The 14,511-nt window shown below is 68.9% G+C and carries 16 protein-coding genes; 8 read left to right on the top strand and 8 right to left on the bottom strand.

Annotated features, from left to right (window positions below; translation table 11 throughout):
• Positions 1–137 precede the first annotated feature (137 nt).
• Positions 138–551 (top strand): hypothetical protein, encoded by a 414-nt coding sequence (locus tag POL25_RS19520; protein WP_272087614.1) that lies wholly within the window; start codon positions 138–140, stop codon positions 549–551.
• Between the two features lie 15 nt (positions 552–566).
• A complete protein-coding gene (locus tag POL25_RS19515) occupies positions 567–1,316 on the top strand; it encodes a CPBP family intramembrane glutamic endopeptidase (protein WP_272087613.1) in 750 nt (249 codons plus the stop codon).
• Between the two features lie 128 nt (positions 1,317–1,444).
• Here the strand turns inward: POL25_RS19515 and POL25_RS19510 are convergent, their stop codons facing one another.
• Complete coding sequence (locus POL25_RS19510) at positions 1,445–2,107, bottom strand: SMI1/KNR4 family protein (protein ID WP_272087612.1); 663 nt, start codon at positions 2,105–2,107, stop codon at positions 1,445–1,447.
• Between the two features lie 697 nt (positions 2,108–2,804).
• Between POL25_RS19510 and POL25_RS19505 the strand changes: the two genes are divergently transcribed.
• Together POL25_RS19505 and POL25_RS19500 are read left to right on the top strand one after the other, a co-directional pair.
• Positions 2,805–4,520 (top strand): hypothetical protein, encoded by a 1,716-nt coding sequence (locus tag POL25_RS19505; protein ID WP_272087611.1) that lies wholly within the window; start codon positions 2,805–2,807, stop codon positions 4,518–4,520.
• 87 nt (positions 4,521–4,607) lie between these two features.
• The gene (locus POL25_RS19500) at positions 4,608–4,826 is read left to right on the top strand and encodes a hypothetical protein (protein ID WP_272087610.1); all 219 of its coding nucleotides are present in this window, start codon (positions 4,608–4,610) and stop codon (positions 4,824–4,826) included.
• Between the two features lie 22 nt (positions 4,827–4,848).
• Here the strand turns inward: POL25_RS19500 and POL25_RS19495 are convergent, their stop codons facing one another.
• Positions 4,849–4,977: a hypothetical protein gene (locus tag POL25_RS19495; protein WP_272087609.1), complete on the bottom strand. Its 129-nt coding sequence runs from the start codon at positions 4,975–4,977 to the stop codon at positions 4,849–4,851.
• 175 nt (positions 4,978–5,152) lie between these two features.
• Positions 5,153–6,037 carry an NAD-dependent epimerase/dehydratase family protein gene (locus POL25_RS19490; RefSeq protein WP_272087608.1) on the bottom strand — a complete coding sequence of 295 codons (885 nt, stop codon included), beginning with the start codon at positions 6,035–6,037 and terminating at the stop codon, positions 5,153–5,155.
• 82 nt (positions 6,038–6,119) lie between these two features.
• Between POL25_RS19490 and POL25_RS19485 the strand changes: the two genes are divergently transcribed.
• Positions 6,120–7,022 (top strand): AraC family transcriptional regulator, encoded by a 903-nt coding sequence (locus POL25_RS19485; RefSeq protein WP_272087607.1) that lies wholly within the window; start codon positions 6,120–6,122, stop codon positions 7,020–7,022.
• A 584-nt stretch (positions 7,023–7,606) separates the two neighbouring features.
• Here the strand turns inward: POL25_RS19485 and POL25_RS19480 are convergent.
• Entirely contained in the window at positions 7,607–8,062 is a 456-nt protein-coding gene (locus POL25_RS19480; protein ID WP_272087606.1) for a hypothetical protein, read from the bottom strand.
• Between the two features lie 780 nt (positions 8,063–8,842).
• Here POL25_RS19480 and POL25_RS19475 point away from each other — a divergent pair.
• From POL25_RS19475 to POL25_RS19465, 3 genes are all read left to right on the top strand, one after another.
• Entirely contained in the window at positions 8,843–10,384 is a 1,542-nt protein-coding gene (locus tag POL25_RS19475) for a jacalin-like lectin (RefSeq protein WP_272087605.1), read from the top strand.
• A 336-nt stretch (positions 10,385–10,720) separates the two neighbouring features.
• On the top strand, positions 10,721–11,095 hold the full coding sequence (locus tag POL25_RS19470) for a GFA family protein (protein WP_272087604.1): 375 nt from the start codon (positions 10,721–10,723) through the stop codon (positions 11,093–11,095).
• A 99-nt stretch (positions 11,096–11,194) separates the two neighbouring features.
• On the top strand, positions 11,195–11,479 hold the full coding sequence (locus POL25_RS19465) for a hypothetical protein (RefSeq protein ID WP_272087603.1): 285 nt from the start codon (positions 11,195–11,197) through the stop codon (positions 11,477–11,479).
• A gap of 75 nt (positions 11,480–11,554) precedes the next feature.
• Here POL25_RS19465 and POL25_RS19460 read toward each other — a convergent pair whose 3' ends face one another.
• The 4 genes from POL25_RS19460 to POL25_RS19445 all read right to left on the bottom strand — a co-directional run bounded on the left by POL25_RS19460 (position 11,555) and on the right by POL25_RS19445 (position 14,366).
• Positions 11,555–11,728, bottom strand: coding sequence for a hypothetical protein (locus POL25_RS19460; RefSeq protein ID WP_272087602.1), 174 nt, complete (start codon positions 11,726–11,728; stop codon positions 11,555–11,557).
• Positions 11,729–11,875: 147 nt separating this feature from the next.
• Entirely contained in the window at positions 11,876–12,544 is a 669-nt protein-coding gene (locus POL25_RS19455) for a hypothetical protein (protein WP_272087601.1), read from the bottom strand.
• Positions 12,545–12,973: 429 nt separating this feature from the next.
• A complete protein-coding gene (locus tag POL25_RS19450; RefSeq protein ID WP_272087600.1) occupies positions 12,974–13,579 on the bottom strand; it encodes a hypothetical protein in 606 nt (201 codons plus the stop codon).
• 13 nt (positions 13,580–13,592) lie between these two features.
• Positions 13,593–14,366, bottom strand: coding sequence for a hypothetical protein (locus POL25_RS19445; RefSeq protein WP_272087599.1), 774 nt, complete (start codon positions 14,364–14,366; stop codon positions 13,593–13,595).
• Between the last annotated feature and the right edge of the window lie 145 nt (positions 14,367–14,511).

Here is a 14,511-nt window from a genome sequence, read left to right as displayed (position 1 = left end):
CCTGTCGATCTAACGCGGTACACCATCGGCCGCGCGTCCCTCCGCGCGTGGCGCCGTGATAGCCGATGTCGTGGAGGAGCCCGCCCAACATCGCGGCGTGGCGGCCTCGGCCCTGAACCATGCGGAGGAAGAGAACCATGATCGCACTCGCCACCTTGAACAAGATCCTCGAGCGCAGCCTCGCCGCGGCCAAAAAGCCCGACGACTCCCGTTCGGAACGCCTCGCCGCGCACAAGCGGAGCCGCTTCGCCGCGCTCACGCCCGACAGCTTCGCGGACGTGACACAAACCCGTATCCTCGATAGCTACCGCTTCATCACCGCCCATGTCGCGCTCCCCTGCCCGATTCACGGCGAGCCGCTGACTGACGAACAGCTCGGGCAAGGGCTCGGTGATCTGGCGATCGAGACCGAGAAGTCGGCGGTCTGGTTCCTTGTGGTCGTCGTGATCGCCGCCGCTGCGCTGGTGGACGGATGCAGTTGTCCCTCCGGGCACTCCGGCGGCGCCCCGAACAACCCAGGGACGCAGCCGCCCGGTGGCGGCAAGCCCTGATAGACTCGTGTCGGCATGGACGCGCCGACGCCACCGCAGCGCCCCTCGCAGAAGCGGGGGGCGCTTGTCGTCGCCACGATCCTCGCCGACTTCGCGTGGGTAGCGACGCACATCCCGGCCCTCGGGGCACTCGGCCTCGTCGATGGCGAAGCCGGGTTCTACGCCGGCTACCAAGCCGGCCGCTGTCTGATCGCGGGTGTCGCCCTCGCGTGGGCGCTCCGCTCCGGCTGGTTCAGTGCGCCCGAGCTCGGGCTTGCCGTGGCGCGCCACGGGCCGGCGCTGCGCTGGCTCGCCAAGGCCGCGGCCGTAGCGATCTTCGCAGCGGCGCTAGTGCTGGTGCTCGGGCGGCTCGTACTCCCGAGTCTTGTGTGCGAGCTGAGCGAGCGGGCACTATGGGCCCCGGTGGTCTATCCGTGGCCCGTGTTCGTGCGAGACACGATCTGCATGGTCCTGCTCGCGCCGCTCTACGAGGAGATCATGTATCGCGCTATCCTGCTCTCCGCACTCCGCGAGCGGTTCAAGGACTCACACGCGCTGGTGATCGGCGGCGGCGTGTTCGTGGTCCTGCACTACCTCTACGGCTACGGCTGGAACACGGGCTATCTCCTCGTCGCCTTGGCGCTCGGCTGGGTCTTTCTCCGCACCGGATCGATCCTCCCCGGCATCCTGCTCCACGCCGCGAACAACCTGTGGTTCACCGCAAGCTCGCACGGCCGATACGTGCTCGGCGACGCCGCGATCCTCGACTGGCTCTGCGGGCGGTGAGCGGCACGGCGCCCTGGGGCGGGCTGTCCCTGGCACGACGGCCCGCCGACCCGCGGCCCCGAGGCTTGGCGCGGGAGGGCGTCCAGGCCCTCGGCGACCTGACGCCATGCCGCCGCAATCGCGCGCTATCAGAGGATCGGGGACACAAAGCACGACTTCCCCAATCGAGTCACCTCGTACTCGCCGTTCTCCGCCCCCTCCGCGAAGGTCTCGAGCCAATCGAGCAGCGAGCCTGAGATTGCGTACAACTGCGGATAGTCGGGACTCGAGCCGAAGAGGCGTCCCGTAAGGGCACAAATCACCCATACGTCCCATCGGCCGATCTTGCCGATCGTCAACCATTCGTCCGACGCGAGCTCCTCTTCCGTCACCTCGACGAGGTCGTCGGGCGCATCACGGAGCGTCGGGAGCGTCGACAAGAAATCGTGGCGCACGCTCGCCGCCCTCGCAGGGCTGAGAAGGTCGTGGGAATTCAGAAACGGATGTGTCTTCTCCAGGTTCTGACCGCCGTGAAGCAACCAGAGCTCACGCAAATCATCGGGTACCGCGAAACCGAGGGCTTTCGCGCACGAAGCAATTTCTTCGTCGGACGTTGGTGGTGCGAGGTTGTCGACAATGTCCTCGGCGTTGTTGGAGCGCATCCACGCTTTGATCCGCCCGAGGGCTGTCCTCATTCGTTCAGCACGAGCGGTCCGGCTAGCGTCCGTCGTTTCCTTGACCTGCATTTCCCGGGGCTTCCTGGTCGCGGACTTCTTGGTCGCGGGCTTCCTGGTCGCGGGCTTCTTGGTCACGGGCTTCTGGGTCACGGGCTTCTGGGTCGTGGACTGGCCTGGTCGTGGACTGGCCTGGAGAGCGGTCGGAGCCCTCTATAAGCGCCGCCACGAGAGCGGCGCAAGAGATGCGAATGAGATCCGTGCGTCAGTCATGATTTCAGCCGTGCGCGTGAGGCCGGCGTGGCCGCGCTCGAGGGGCCCGTGGATCACGACCAGGCCGTCGACACCGCCCCGAGGACGACCTCCGCGCGTTCGCGCTGGCGAGCGGGCCGCCCGGGCGGGTGATGACGGCGCGCGGCGGGGCCGGCAAGAGCGAGCTGGTGTGGACGAGGCGGACGACGGCGAGGACGAGGAACCGTCGACGGGATTGCAGGAGCGCATCCTCGACGCCGTGTTCGACGCCCTGCCGGCCGGGCCTTCTGGCTGCTGGTGACGCTGACGTTCCCGGCAGAGCTCGATGACGTGATCGGCCTGTCGGGCCCGCCGCTCGGGCTGCGCCGGCGGGCCGTCGTGGTGATCTGGGCTCGCCGACCCGATCCCTCGGCGAAGAGGCGCGCGGGATCGCCGGCCCGTTGACGGTCCGGTGCGACGGCTTCACTGGGACGCAGCGTCGGTGCGAGGGTTCGATGTCGGGGTCGATCACCGCGTCGGAGAAGTCCGGCCGGGCCGCGACGCGGGGCTTTTCACGCCGCGGCCGTCGCGGTACTGCAAGGTCATGCCGCGCGCCTTCGACCCCGGGCAACGACGCGACGCGTTCGCCAGGTACGACGGCCTCGCCCACGCGCGCGAGCTCGCCGGGCAACCGCTCGACCCGGGGTTCTGGAGCTTTATGCTCGGTGATGTTGCCCTCGCGCACATCATCGGACTCGGGGACGACCCGCGGGCGGTCGAGCTGCTGGCCATGGTTCGGCGTGTGCTCGCGGCGGCGTTCTCGAGCGACGTCGCTATCACGACGCTGACCGCGTCGCTCGGTCCGTTCCATGTCTCGCAGGGGCTCCGCACCCTCGCGCTGGCCGAATGGATCGCCACCAGCGAGCCGCAGGTGCTCTGGTTCGAGCGGGCGCTCACCGCCCAGGCGCGCTGCTTCGCCGTCACCACGGCGCGTAAGAAGCCATCGCTGCAGTTTAACGTCTTCCCAGTAATCGAGCTGGCCTGCGCCGCCCGGAAGTTCGAGCAGGCTCGGGCGTTCCTCACCAGGATCTTGCCGGACAAGAAATTCGAGCCGACCCGGGCGTGCACGGTCGCCGAGCTGACCCTCGCCCTCGCTGACGGTGCGCCGGATCCGGTGGGGCTCGCCGAGCGCTTCCTGCGGGCCAACCTCTCGACGGCGCTCGAGGGCGGGTGCTACGAGCACGCCGCGATGTGCCTCCACCTCGCCAGCGTCGCGGGCCTCCCGGGCACGGCGCGGGCGCTGCTCGCCGGCGCCACCAAATACGTCAACTACCTGGCGCCCGCTCCGGCGCGAGCGCCGGCGAAGCGAGCCGCCCGCGCGGCCCCGAAGCATGCGCCGCCGCCCGCCCCGACGCACCCGCGGACGCCACGGGTGATCGCGTCGTCCGAGGGCTACGCGCAGGCGCTCGCGCAGGCGCTCGGGCAGAGCACCGCGCCGCGCGAGCCGCTGTGGAAGCAGACGGCCGACGGTTGGGCGGTGCGTGCAGGAGGGTTCGAGTTGCCGGCGGACCGGGCGGTCCTCGAGGCGCGGGCGCCCGACCTGATCGAGCTCGCCAGCGGTCACATGCCCTTGTCTGCGAAGCAGTTGCCGAGGTTGCTGCGCGCGACGCTCGACGGCGCGGGGCTGTCCGCGCTGGCCCGCACGGACGAGCCGGTCGCGCTCGAGGTGGCGTTCGCCCACGAAGTGGACAACTGGTGGGAAGGGCGCAGGGTCCAGTCGCCTCCGAGGCTGGCACGCAAGGCGTGGGCCGACGCGCTGGCGGTCCACGCCCTGACGCGGCTGCGCGCCCTCTCGTTCGACGCGACGGAGACCGACAAGGACCGCCTGGCGCGGGGGAGCCGGCCGTACGAGCCGGCGCCCGCCTGGTTCTGGGCGTCGCGGCTGGCGGCGCAGCTCGAGGCGGTGGAGGTGCTGGCCAGTCCGCACGACCTCGCGGTGTGGCTGCCGGTGCTCGACGCGCTGCCTCGACTGCGAGAAGTCATCCTGCACTTTCACCTCGAGGGAGCGATCGCTCACCTGTGGTTCGAGCGCCGGGATGGCCGTCTACGCGGGTTGCTGCAGAGCTTCAAGGCCCCGACGTCGGCGCCCTGGGACACGTTGCTGGAGGTCGCGCTGACGCGCCCGTTCACCGAACGGCTCGACGAGATCAACGTCGCGGTCGAGGCGACCGTGGCGGACGAGGCGGCGATCCGCGGCGTGGTCGGGCGGCACGCCGCGGTGGGTGAGGTGCGGCTGGGTGCGACGCTCCGCGAGCTCTGAGCGCTCCGCCGGTGCCACGCGACAACTCGCGTGGCCGGCGGGGAGACTTCCCCTGCCTCGATGCGGTAGTGATCGCATGGTGAGTTGATGTGTATCCTGGGTCGCGGCCTCAACCGACACGACGACCACCGGCACCACCACGAGCACGGCCACCAGCGACGATTCCACCGCCGCGAACCGCCCGGCTCCCTGTGCAACGGCCAGCAGGATCAGTGCGACATGATGGGCCTGTGCGTCGATTGTGTCGACAACGGCGGCTGCAGCGAATGCTGCTACTGCGCCGGCGGGATCTGCATCCCCGGCTGAGAAGGTTCGCCGATCCCGGCGCTCAGGCCCCGGCCTCGAGCTCGGCGATGAACCCCAGCAGCTCGGCCTCGCACTCGAGCCGCGACGCCTCGATCACCTCGCTCGACGGCTCGGCCGCCAGATCGAGCCTCTCGAGCCATTCGTTGCACACGCCCGGATCGTCGGACTACCCGAACCCCGGCCCGTCGGCCCGCGCCTCGCGCACGCCCGCGACTCGGCCACCTCGTCCTCATCGAGCGCGAGGTGCTTGACCACACCGCCGAGCGCGAGCAACTGGTCGCGCTTCGAGCGCCTACGGGTGGCCGGTCGCGCCGAAGCGCGCCATCTCATGCATCCCGTCGGTACCCCTGCGCCGGGTTGCGCAGCGCCCCGGTGATGCCGCCCACGACCTCGCCCACGCGCGTGGTCCAGCCGAGGCCGCGGAGCTTGCCGGCGTCGGTCGCCGCGTCCATCGCCAGGAAGCCCGCGATCGGTCCGAGCCCGGCCTGCGCCTCCGCGAGGGGCCACGAGCCGAGCGGCACGCCGGCAGCCTCCGCGATCGCGGCGAACAGCGTCGCCATCGCCACCGGCTCGCTCTCGGCGGCATGAAACACCCCGCGCGCGTCGCCCTCGAGCAGCAGCGCATAGCCGACCGCCAGATCGCGCACGTGCACGGTCGACCAGCGCGCCGCGCCGTCGTCGATGTAGCGAGCCACCCCGGCCTGCCGCGCCGCCTTCACGAGCCCGGCCGGCGGACCGGCGCCGTCGCCGTACACCATCGGCGCACGCACGAGGACCCCGCGCACCCGCGGCTCCGCGAGGACCCGCTGCTCCGCCGCCGCGAGCCACGCCAGCGGACCGTCCGGCGGCGCATTGTCGTCCTCGGCGATCGGCACGCGCGACGAGCGGGTACACGGCGCCGCCGACGTCGACACGAACACGCCGCCCGCCAGCGCACCCAGCATCGCGGTGACCGCCGCCGCGTCGACAACCGGACGATCCATGCCCGTCGTCGCCGCGGTGTGAACGACCGCGCCCGCGGCCCCCGCCGCTCCCGCGAGGACGTCGAGATCGGCGAGCGCCCCGACCACCGGCTCGGCGCCGGCAGCTCGAACTCTGGCGATCGCAGCGTCGTCGCGGGCCAGGCCGCGGACGCGATGGCCACGCGCGACGAGAGTACGGGTGACGGCGCCGCCGATGAAGCCGCTCGCGCCGGTGACGAAGATATCCATGAGCTCCTCCTGTGCGAGCGTTGTAGAGTTCCGGGTCCGGACGCGCTATGAGTCGCCGTCCACTTATCTTTCGCGATCGTCCATGACCGACGTCCTGACCACGCTGCTTCGCCACGTCCGGATCGAGACCACTCAGTTCGGGCGAATCGAGCTCGGTGCGCCGTGGGGCGCCCGGATCGGGCCGCGCGACACCGTCGACCTGCACCACGTCCTCGACGGCGTCGTCTGGCTCGAGCACGGCGGCGTGCAGCAGCGCATCGATCGCGGCGACCTGCTGCTCCTCCCGCACGGCACGCCCCACTGCCTGCGGTCTGCCCCCGGCGCCGCCGTCGTCGCGCAATCTCGAATCCCCACTCCCGCATTGTCGGTGCGGCGCCGTCTCGGCGGCCCCGGTGCCGTGACCGTCGTGCTGTGCGCCTCGATTGCGCTCGCCGGGGCCGGCCGGGCCCTCCTGCTGCGCGCGCTGCCCGAGGTCGTGCATCTGCGCGCCGACGACCGCGAGGCCGTGCCCGGCCTCGCGCGCCTCCTCGACGGCATCCGCGACGAGGTGCGCGCCCGTCGACCGGGCGCGCCGCTGTTCGCCGCCCGCTTCGCCGAACTCCTGCTGCTCGCCTGCGTCCGCGAGGCGCTCGCGCGCCGCGAAGCCGGCGGCGACGAACGCATCGCCCGCGCGCTGCAGGCCCTGTATCGCTCGCCCGCTCGCCGCTGGACCGTCGCCGCCCTCGCACGCGTCGCCGGCATGAGCCGCTCGGGCTTCGCCGCCGCCTTCCACACCGACCTCGGCGAAGCCCCGCTGCAACACCTCCGTCGCTGGCGCATCGAGCTGGCGAAGGAGGCGATGCGCGCCCGACCCACCCACGCCCTCGCCGAGGTCGCCGCCGACATCGGCTACCGCAGCGAGGCCGCCTTCAACGTCGCCTTCCGCCGCGAAGTCGGCGTATCACCGGGAGCGTGGCGCTCGCAGCAATCGCGCCAGCGCGAATGAGCCGGTGCGCCAGCAACAACAACCCTGCCATCAGGTCGATCGGCGACGCCGACAACAAACACGCGTACCCGAGCCGGGTCATGTCCGTCGCCACGAGCGCGTGCGTGGAGCTCGGCGAACGTCCGCGACGCCACGCTCGCCGCGCGCCTGTCAGGCCTGGATGCACAGCGCGGCGTCTTCAGTACTGCCGGACCAGCACTTGCTGTCGTCGCCGAAGCCCTCCTGGGCCGCGGGCAAGCCGGTGGGCTGGGCGACCGACACGCACTCGATGTAGCGCTCGCAGATCTCCTGGCCATCGGTCTCCAGCTCTGGGCGGTCCGAACGGTCCGGACCGAGGTGAGGAGGGCCGCGTGACGGCCGCTCGTCGGCACGACGCGAAGGCCCGCCGGGTGAACCCTGGCGGGCCTTCTCGCGTCGCTACGCGGCACGCTTGACCGCGCGCCCGCTCACCGCCAGCGGCAGCAGGCAGGCGTGTTCGTCGGTGCCGTACGGAACGAAGCGCCTCCAATAGGCGTGACGGCGTTGTAGTCGCGCCGCGGACGCGTGTCGACCGCTGGGCCAGGAAACGCGGATCGTCCGCAGCGCTACGCGTCCGCGACCCGGATCGAGACCTTGATCGCGCTCCCCTCGATGGATTGGACGAAGGCCGCCCTGGGACCGCCGGCGATGCCGTCCTGGTCGTCGAACCTCGCCTTGTACGTGCAGACATCGAAATTGACGACGTCGAGCCCGCCCTGCGGGTTGCCCTCGTCGTAGCGGAGCGTGTTGTAGCCGTTGTTGTCGCAGTTCGGCGCGTTCAGATCGTCGGAGCTGGCGCCGTTGTTGAGATCGATCATCTGCACGACGGCATTGTTGTAATAAAATTTGGCCAGATTGCCGTTGTACTGGATGCCGACCACGATCTGCTGTCCGGGGTTGAGGTTGATGACGCCCGGGTCGCCGGCGTCCTTGAGCCGGATCTTCACCGGCAGGACGTTGTAGTTGTTGTTGAAAACGATGTACTGGTTGATCGAGCTACGGGAGAAAGTCGGATCACTCATGTGGATACTCCTATCGCGAATAGATGGTCGCACAGTCGGGGGCTCGAAGGCAAACGCCAATTAGTGCTAAGTGGCGGGGGGCGCCGTCCACAGGCTCCGCTTCGCCTTGATTGCACGGCTCCATTCTCCCGTAGCGCGCGACCGATCGTCGCTCGGAATCGCGGCTCAGTACGAGCACGTGCAGCGGCGTGGTGCCGTCGTATTCATCGTCGTCGTATTCATCGAACCATGTTCGAGCGGTGTTCGCATGCCACTCACGAGCCTGCGAGCCCGAACTGCGGGCGATGCTGGAGGCCTGCTCCCTCCGTCACAGCGACGCCGGTTGGCTCGACCTGGACTCCTGCTTCATCGATGACCTCTGTCCCGAAGGCCTCCGACGCGTCGAGTGTGACGCCTCCTCGTGTGTTGCACCTTCAAGGGCTCGGGACTGCTGCTGTCGATGCTCGACAAGAATGTCGAGCCGGGTTTCCTCGGCGGCCACGCGGTACGGATCGCGCGCACCGCTTTCGGTTAGCGCCGGAGCGCTCGGCGGCGACTTGTTTGTCTGGATCGACCCCGCGGAATTGGTGGACGACAGCAGCGACCGCGCTCCGTCCTGCGGCCGGCCAGCCCCATCCCGCTTGTAGGAAATTAGACCGTCGTTATGGCGCGACCACGCGCCGCCGCTTCGTTCGTGCTTGACTTCTCAATGGGGCATGCGGCAGTGTCCCGCTGTGGTGGACCCGAGGGACTTTGTCGTCGTCGAGGCCGCCGCATACAACAAACAACAGAGGTAGAACCATGAATGCCAAAATCGAGAATGCGAGCGCGCGAACCAGCGATGTCCGTCCGTTCACCGAGGTCGCCGCGGTATATGCAGGCTACGACAGCGTAAACGACAACGGCAGGGTCACGAGGGCCGTCGAGGGTACGCCGCCGGTGGTTCATGGCGGTTCAGGCTCATCGCGCATCTCCGTCTGTCTGTCCATCGAGCAGGTGTACCAGGAGCTCGGAATCGGCTGGTCGCTGGGGGCCGGCATCCCGGGGGTCGGAAGCGCCAGCCGCAAGTCCGAGTTCGTCCACTCGCTCAAGATCACGACCTACAGCCTGACGATCGTGGTCTATTCAAAACACGTCGAAAAGACGGAGACGGCAGCCGAGGCCCACCTGATGTCCACCGTCCAGCCGCCCAGGGACGACCAGGCGCTCCGGGAGTTCTTCTCCGCCTACGGGGACTCCTTCATCACGTCGCTGACCACCGGCAGCGAGTACTACGGCACGTACGTGCTCTACGCGCAGACCGAGGTGGAGCAGCGCGGCTTCGAGAACGAGCTGAAGGCCAAGGGAATCTACAGCGGGGTGACGCTTTCGGCCTCGCTGCAGACCGCGCTGAACGAGGCGATGAGGTCGTTCTCCGTGACCATCCGGTTCGATCAGGAGGTCGCCGGGATCGCCAATCCCAGCCTGCCTGCCGCCACCGAGATGATCAGCTACGCGCTCAACTTCCCGTCGATTCCGGTCAGCGCCCCGGTGATCCTCGGCTACGAATACGACGGCTACGAGCACCTGCCCGAGATCGGCACGTCCTTCAGCCCCATCGCGGAAAACCGGCGTTACTTCATCGGCGACAAGGCCATCCCCGGCCTCAACAGCAAGGAGGCCGAGGTGCAGGCGCTCGATGATCAGCTCCTCTGGTTACAGGAGACCTACAGCTTCTACGGCGGTTACACCGACGCCAAGGTCAACGAGGTGAAGGTTATCAGCGGTCAAGATCTGGCTGCGATCCACTCCCAGAAGAGCGAGTACTCGCGCGATCCCATCCAGTCCTTCACGGAGCCTCCGCTGCCATCGCTCACGAAGGGGACGCCGGCGCTCAGCTTCTCGTGGGCGGCGACCGCTCAAGCGGGCAGCACGGGGGGGAACCCGTACGATGACGTGCCCTCTCCCTCGGACCACATCTCGAAGCGCACGCGCATCAGCCACATCAAGATGAGGATGGGGGATCGCATCGACAAGCTGACGACGACCTACCAGGACCAGAACGGGGATACGGTGAAGGCGCACGGCGGGAGCGGAGGCAGAGAGGACCGCTCGCTCACGGTGGGAGCCGGGCAGTTCGTCACCCGATGCACGGGCAAGTACAACAAGAAGATGGACTCGATGACCTTCACGATCACCGGCGGCGCCTCGGTGAGCGCCGGGGGCTCGAGCGGCGACAAGACCTTCGATATGGCACCACCGGCCGGCAGCTTCGTGCTGGGTTTCCGGGGAAGGAGCGGCAGCGAGTACGACGCGATCCAACTCGTCTATGCCAACTTCAATCCGGCCGTGTGGTCCACCTGACGGGCTCGGGCCGCGACGGATCGTGCCCACGGTGAAGCTCGCGGGCGACATGGAGAGCGGGACGCCTTCGACCGAGCGATCGCCGGATCGCAAGGCTCGATCGCCGTCCCGCACGGATAGTCCTCCGGCCCGGTCGGGCAGGTGTCGACGCAGCCCTTGCAGCTCGGGATCCCCCACACGCCCCTACCCTGCGTCGGCACGAAGATGTGGTAGTCGCCGGCGACGCGGAGGCATGCCTGTACCGCTGAGAGTCGCCGGTCGCCATGCCGCCGTCGGGCCGCTGCCGCAGAACACGGCGTGTGGTAGAGGTCGTCGCGAAAGAGGGAGCCCCCCACCATGATCGAAGCCACCTGCCATTGCGGCGCCGTGCGGATGGAGATCGACCATACGCCCGAGATCTTGACCGACTGCAATTGTTCGCTGTGCCGCCGGCTGGGTGGGCTGTGGGCGTATTATCGTCCGGAGCAAGTGCGGCGAGTATCCGGCGCGACGATCGCCTACGTGCAGGGTGATCGAACCCTCGAGACCCACCATTGCCCGATCTGCGGCTGCACCACGCACTGGCAAAGCCTCGACGCGACGTCCGAGCGCATGGGCGTGAACGTGCGAATGATGCCGCCGCAGGTGTTGGCCGGCGTACGGGTCCGCAAGCTGGACGGCGCGGACACCTGGGAGGTGCTCGGCGAGTATCACTTCCTGCTCGGCGCGTGAGGTGCTGGGGGGACGACACGCGCTCATGGCGCTTGCCGGCCCGGTCGCGCTTGCGATTCCGGCTGGGAGTGGACCGGCGCAGGTGCTACACCCGGACGCGTGAGCCCGCCCACCCGGCTCGTCGCCCGCAACGAGCGGCTGCGCGAGTACTGGCCGACCCTGCCCGAGGTGATCCGCGAGCATGAGACCGGATTGCTGCAGGCCGACCTGCAGGCGCTGTTCGGCTCGCCGGAGACCCCGCCCAACCCGCGCAGCCGTCGCCTGCGCGACCTCCTGCGCGCGGCGGCGGCCCGCGACGCTCGGGGCGAGCTCTCCGCGCTGCTGCTGGCGACGGGGTTCACCGCAGGGCCGAGCGACGACCCGCGGAGCGACGACAGCAACTGAGCGCCGCAGTCCGCAGCCGCTGTTCTGTCGTCGACGTCCTGACGTAGCCGACTGCAACGGTTGGATCGCCTCGTTTCACAGGACCTCGAGATGACCGGTGAGGATGCGATGGTGCTCCGCGAGCTGCCGCTGGTGCTCGTCCAGGCGGCGTTCGTGCGTATCGAGCCGCTGGTCCTGGGAGACGTCGCTCGCCGTGTCGGCGTGCACCGCTGCCGTCAGCTCCTGCAGCCGGACGTCGAGCGGTCGCATGGCTGTGCGAGCGAGCGCGGCGACCGCCAGAGCATGATCGCCACGACCACGAGGGCGCCGAGGTCTTCGTCACGACGGTCACGAGCGTCGGCCGCAGCATCGCCGACCGCGGCCCTCCCGCGCCCCGCCCGAGAGCGCCGGCTCCTTCTACCGCGCAGCCCTCGTACGCGCCGCCAGGTCGACGAACCCAGTCAGGCTGTCCTCCGGGCCCTCGGCGATGAACCTCATCGCCTTGGCCAGTAGGTAGAGTTCGGCCGGTTCATCGCCGATCGTGCATGCGAACGCGAACGGGACCACGCCGGCGGCGTCCTGCCGGATCCACCGCCCGCCGGCGGCCGCGCGCAGCGTCTCGCCCGCATATGCGCCGAGGTCGAACACGGCCTTCCAGTAGGTCGCCTCGTCGGCCTCCTGGGCATCGGCCAGCGCCTGCTCGAGCTGCTCGAGGCCGTCGCGTGAGAAGCCCAGATCGCGCTCGGCCGCGACCTTGCGGGCGATCCGGGCGAAGAAGTGTTCGGCGAGGTCGGCGGGCGCGCGCAGGGGCCCGTCGAAGGGCACCACCTCGCTCGCATGAATCACGTGCCCGCCGCCGGAGACCACCGCCTCGCGTACCGGATCGGGCGGCAGCTCCGCGAATAGGTATTGGACCCCAGGGCGGCTCTCCGGCCGCGACATCCGCAACGGATTCATCGTACGAACCAGTGCGAACAACGCCGAGTAATCGACCTCCTGCTCGATCTCGGCGGCCGGACGTTCGTCCTTTTGTACGAACCAGGTCCTACCTTCGTTCGTCACGAATCTCCCGTCAGCCGACTTCAACGATGCGTACATGACTGCTCCCGGCCCGAGGCCTGTCCTCCGGTCCAACCTACCGCGCCAGCGAGCGCGCGGTCCACGGGCAGCAGCGAACGGACGCTCCGTTCCGGACGGGATTCGAAGCGCCCGCGTAGATCCTTCGGAAATCCACTCTTCTGCTCTGATAAGAGTGATCTGCGGAGTAGCCGCCGGCAAATATGTGGAGCGCTCTCGACCTCTAGGTCGAAAGGAATCCACGCGCGTGGCGAGTCTGCTCTGGTGCAGGAGCCCCGCGCGGCAGCGGCTGTGCACGAGCGTCGTCGGCTTGCCAGGCTCAGGCATTGCGGGCGCTGCGCTCGGGCTGGTTCGATGCGCCCGAGCTCGGCCTTGCCGTGGCGCGGCACGGGCGGGGGCTGCGTCGGCTCGCCAAGGTCGCGGCCGGCCGTGCGCTCCTTATCCTTTCGAGCGCGTCGGTTTCCTGCCCTTCCTCCTTTCCAGCTTTTCGCATATGCAATCCACCAGGTCGCATACCGAAAGTATTTCACGCGTGTCGGGGTCGTCGAGCCGGGTCATGACGACTCCGAACGCTGGCTCGATCATGAAGAAGAGCAGAAGCTGCTCCGCCTGGCCGATCTCGAGCTGCTTTAGCGTCGTCTCCCTCGTGATCTTCCTCGACGTGGGGACGAAGTCTTCTCGCAGGATGGCGATGACCTTCTTCTCGACGTTCTTCGGGTCGACTGCCCCGGTCGGGACACCTCGCTTCAGCGAAGTCTTCACGAGGCTCACCAGGTCGGCATAGGTGTGGACCTTTCGGGCGTTGCTCCCTGACAGTCGGAGCTCGCAATCGAAGCCAACGACGATGGCATCCAAGAGCGACTTCAGCGCGCTTCTGTCGAGGCCGAGGTCCTTCGCCAGGTTGGTCTCGAGGGTGAGATCCTCGGCTCTCAGCTCTTTGTCGGCGTACTCATCCATCAGGTACTGGATGACGATTTCGAACAACTGCTTTTCGACGTCGCGCACACGCCCTCCATCTCCTCGGGCGATCTGGTCGATCGTCACGTGAGCAGATCGATCACGCCCGGGACCAGCGTGCGGGCCACTCGAGGATCTTCTCGTCGAGCGGTTGGCCGTCGAGGAGCACGGTGCCGTCGGGCTTGTAGACCCATTTGTTGCCGCGGAACTTGGCGACGTAGTCGGCGCCCGACCTGGTCCATGTGATGTAGAGGGTGGCGGGACCGGCCGGGATCGGCTTGCCGCCGGCCTCGGCGACGAGCGCGTCGTAGACGCGCCGGGCCTCGGCGGCGACCTGCGGGTCGCTGTGCTCGCGCAGCTTGCCGACCTTCTGCCAGTAGTAGCAGTGGTCGTCGCCGCGGCCGATCCACCCGGCGCCGCGGATGGCGAACAGCAGCTCCTTCGCCGGCTTCGCGGGGTCGAGCATGTCTCCGAGCTGGTAGGAGATCGTCGAGACGTAGGCGTTGCCGTTGACGATGTCGTCGAGGATGCTCGCGCACGCGTCCACGGGCGCCTCGATCTCGAGCTTGCGCAGGCCGAGCTCGGGCTCGTAGGTGTAGTGCACCACCCCCGCGCCGGCGTCCCACGACGCCGAGGTCGGCTCGCCGCTCTTCTCCTCGAGGATCTTGAACCCGGTGCGCGCGAGCGAGGCCGCGAGGCTCTCGAAGCTGGTCGTGGGGTTGACGATGAGGTGGCGCTTCGGCTGCTTGACCGGGGTCGGACGAGCCGGCGCCTCGTCCGCGTCCGGCGGCGATCGATCCGCGGACTTCCGCGACGAGAGGGCGATCAGGCCGAGGAGCACGGCGACGGCGAGCGCGATTCCGACGTAGAGCATGCTCGCCCATACACCATCGCCCGGGCACCCACCAGCGGTCGCGCCTGTTTCCGGGATCAGGTCGACGGCCGCCCCCGGGGCGCGGTCAGCAGGCGAACGACGACACCTGGCCCGCCGTGGTGGCCTGCGACGACCTGCTTCGTGA

It is taken from the genome of Nannocystis bainbridge (assembly GCF_028368995.1).
In the GTDB taxonomy this organism is placed as follows: Bacteria; Myxococcota_A; Polyangia; order Nannocystales; family Nannocystaceae; genus Nannocystis; species Nannocystis bainbridge.
This window is presented reverse-complemented; position numbering and strand designations above follow the sequence as displayed.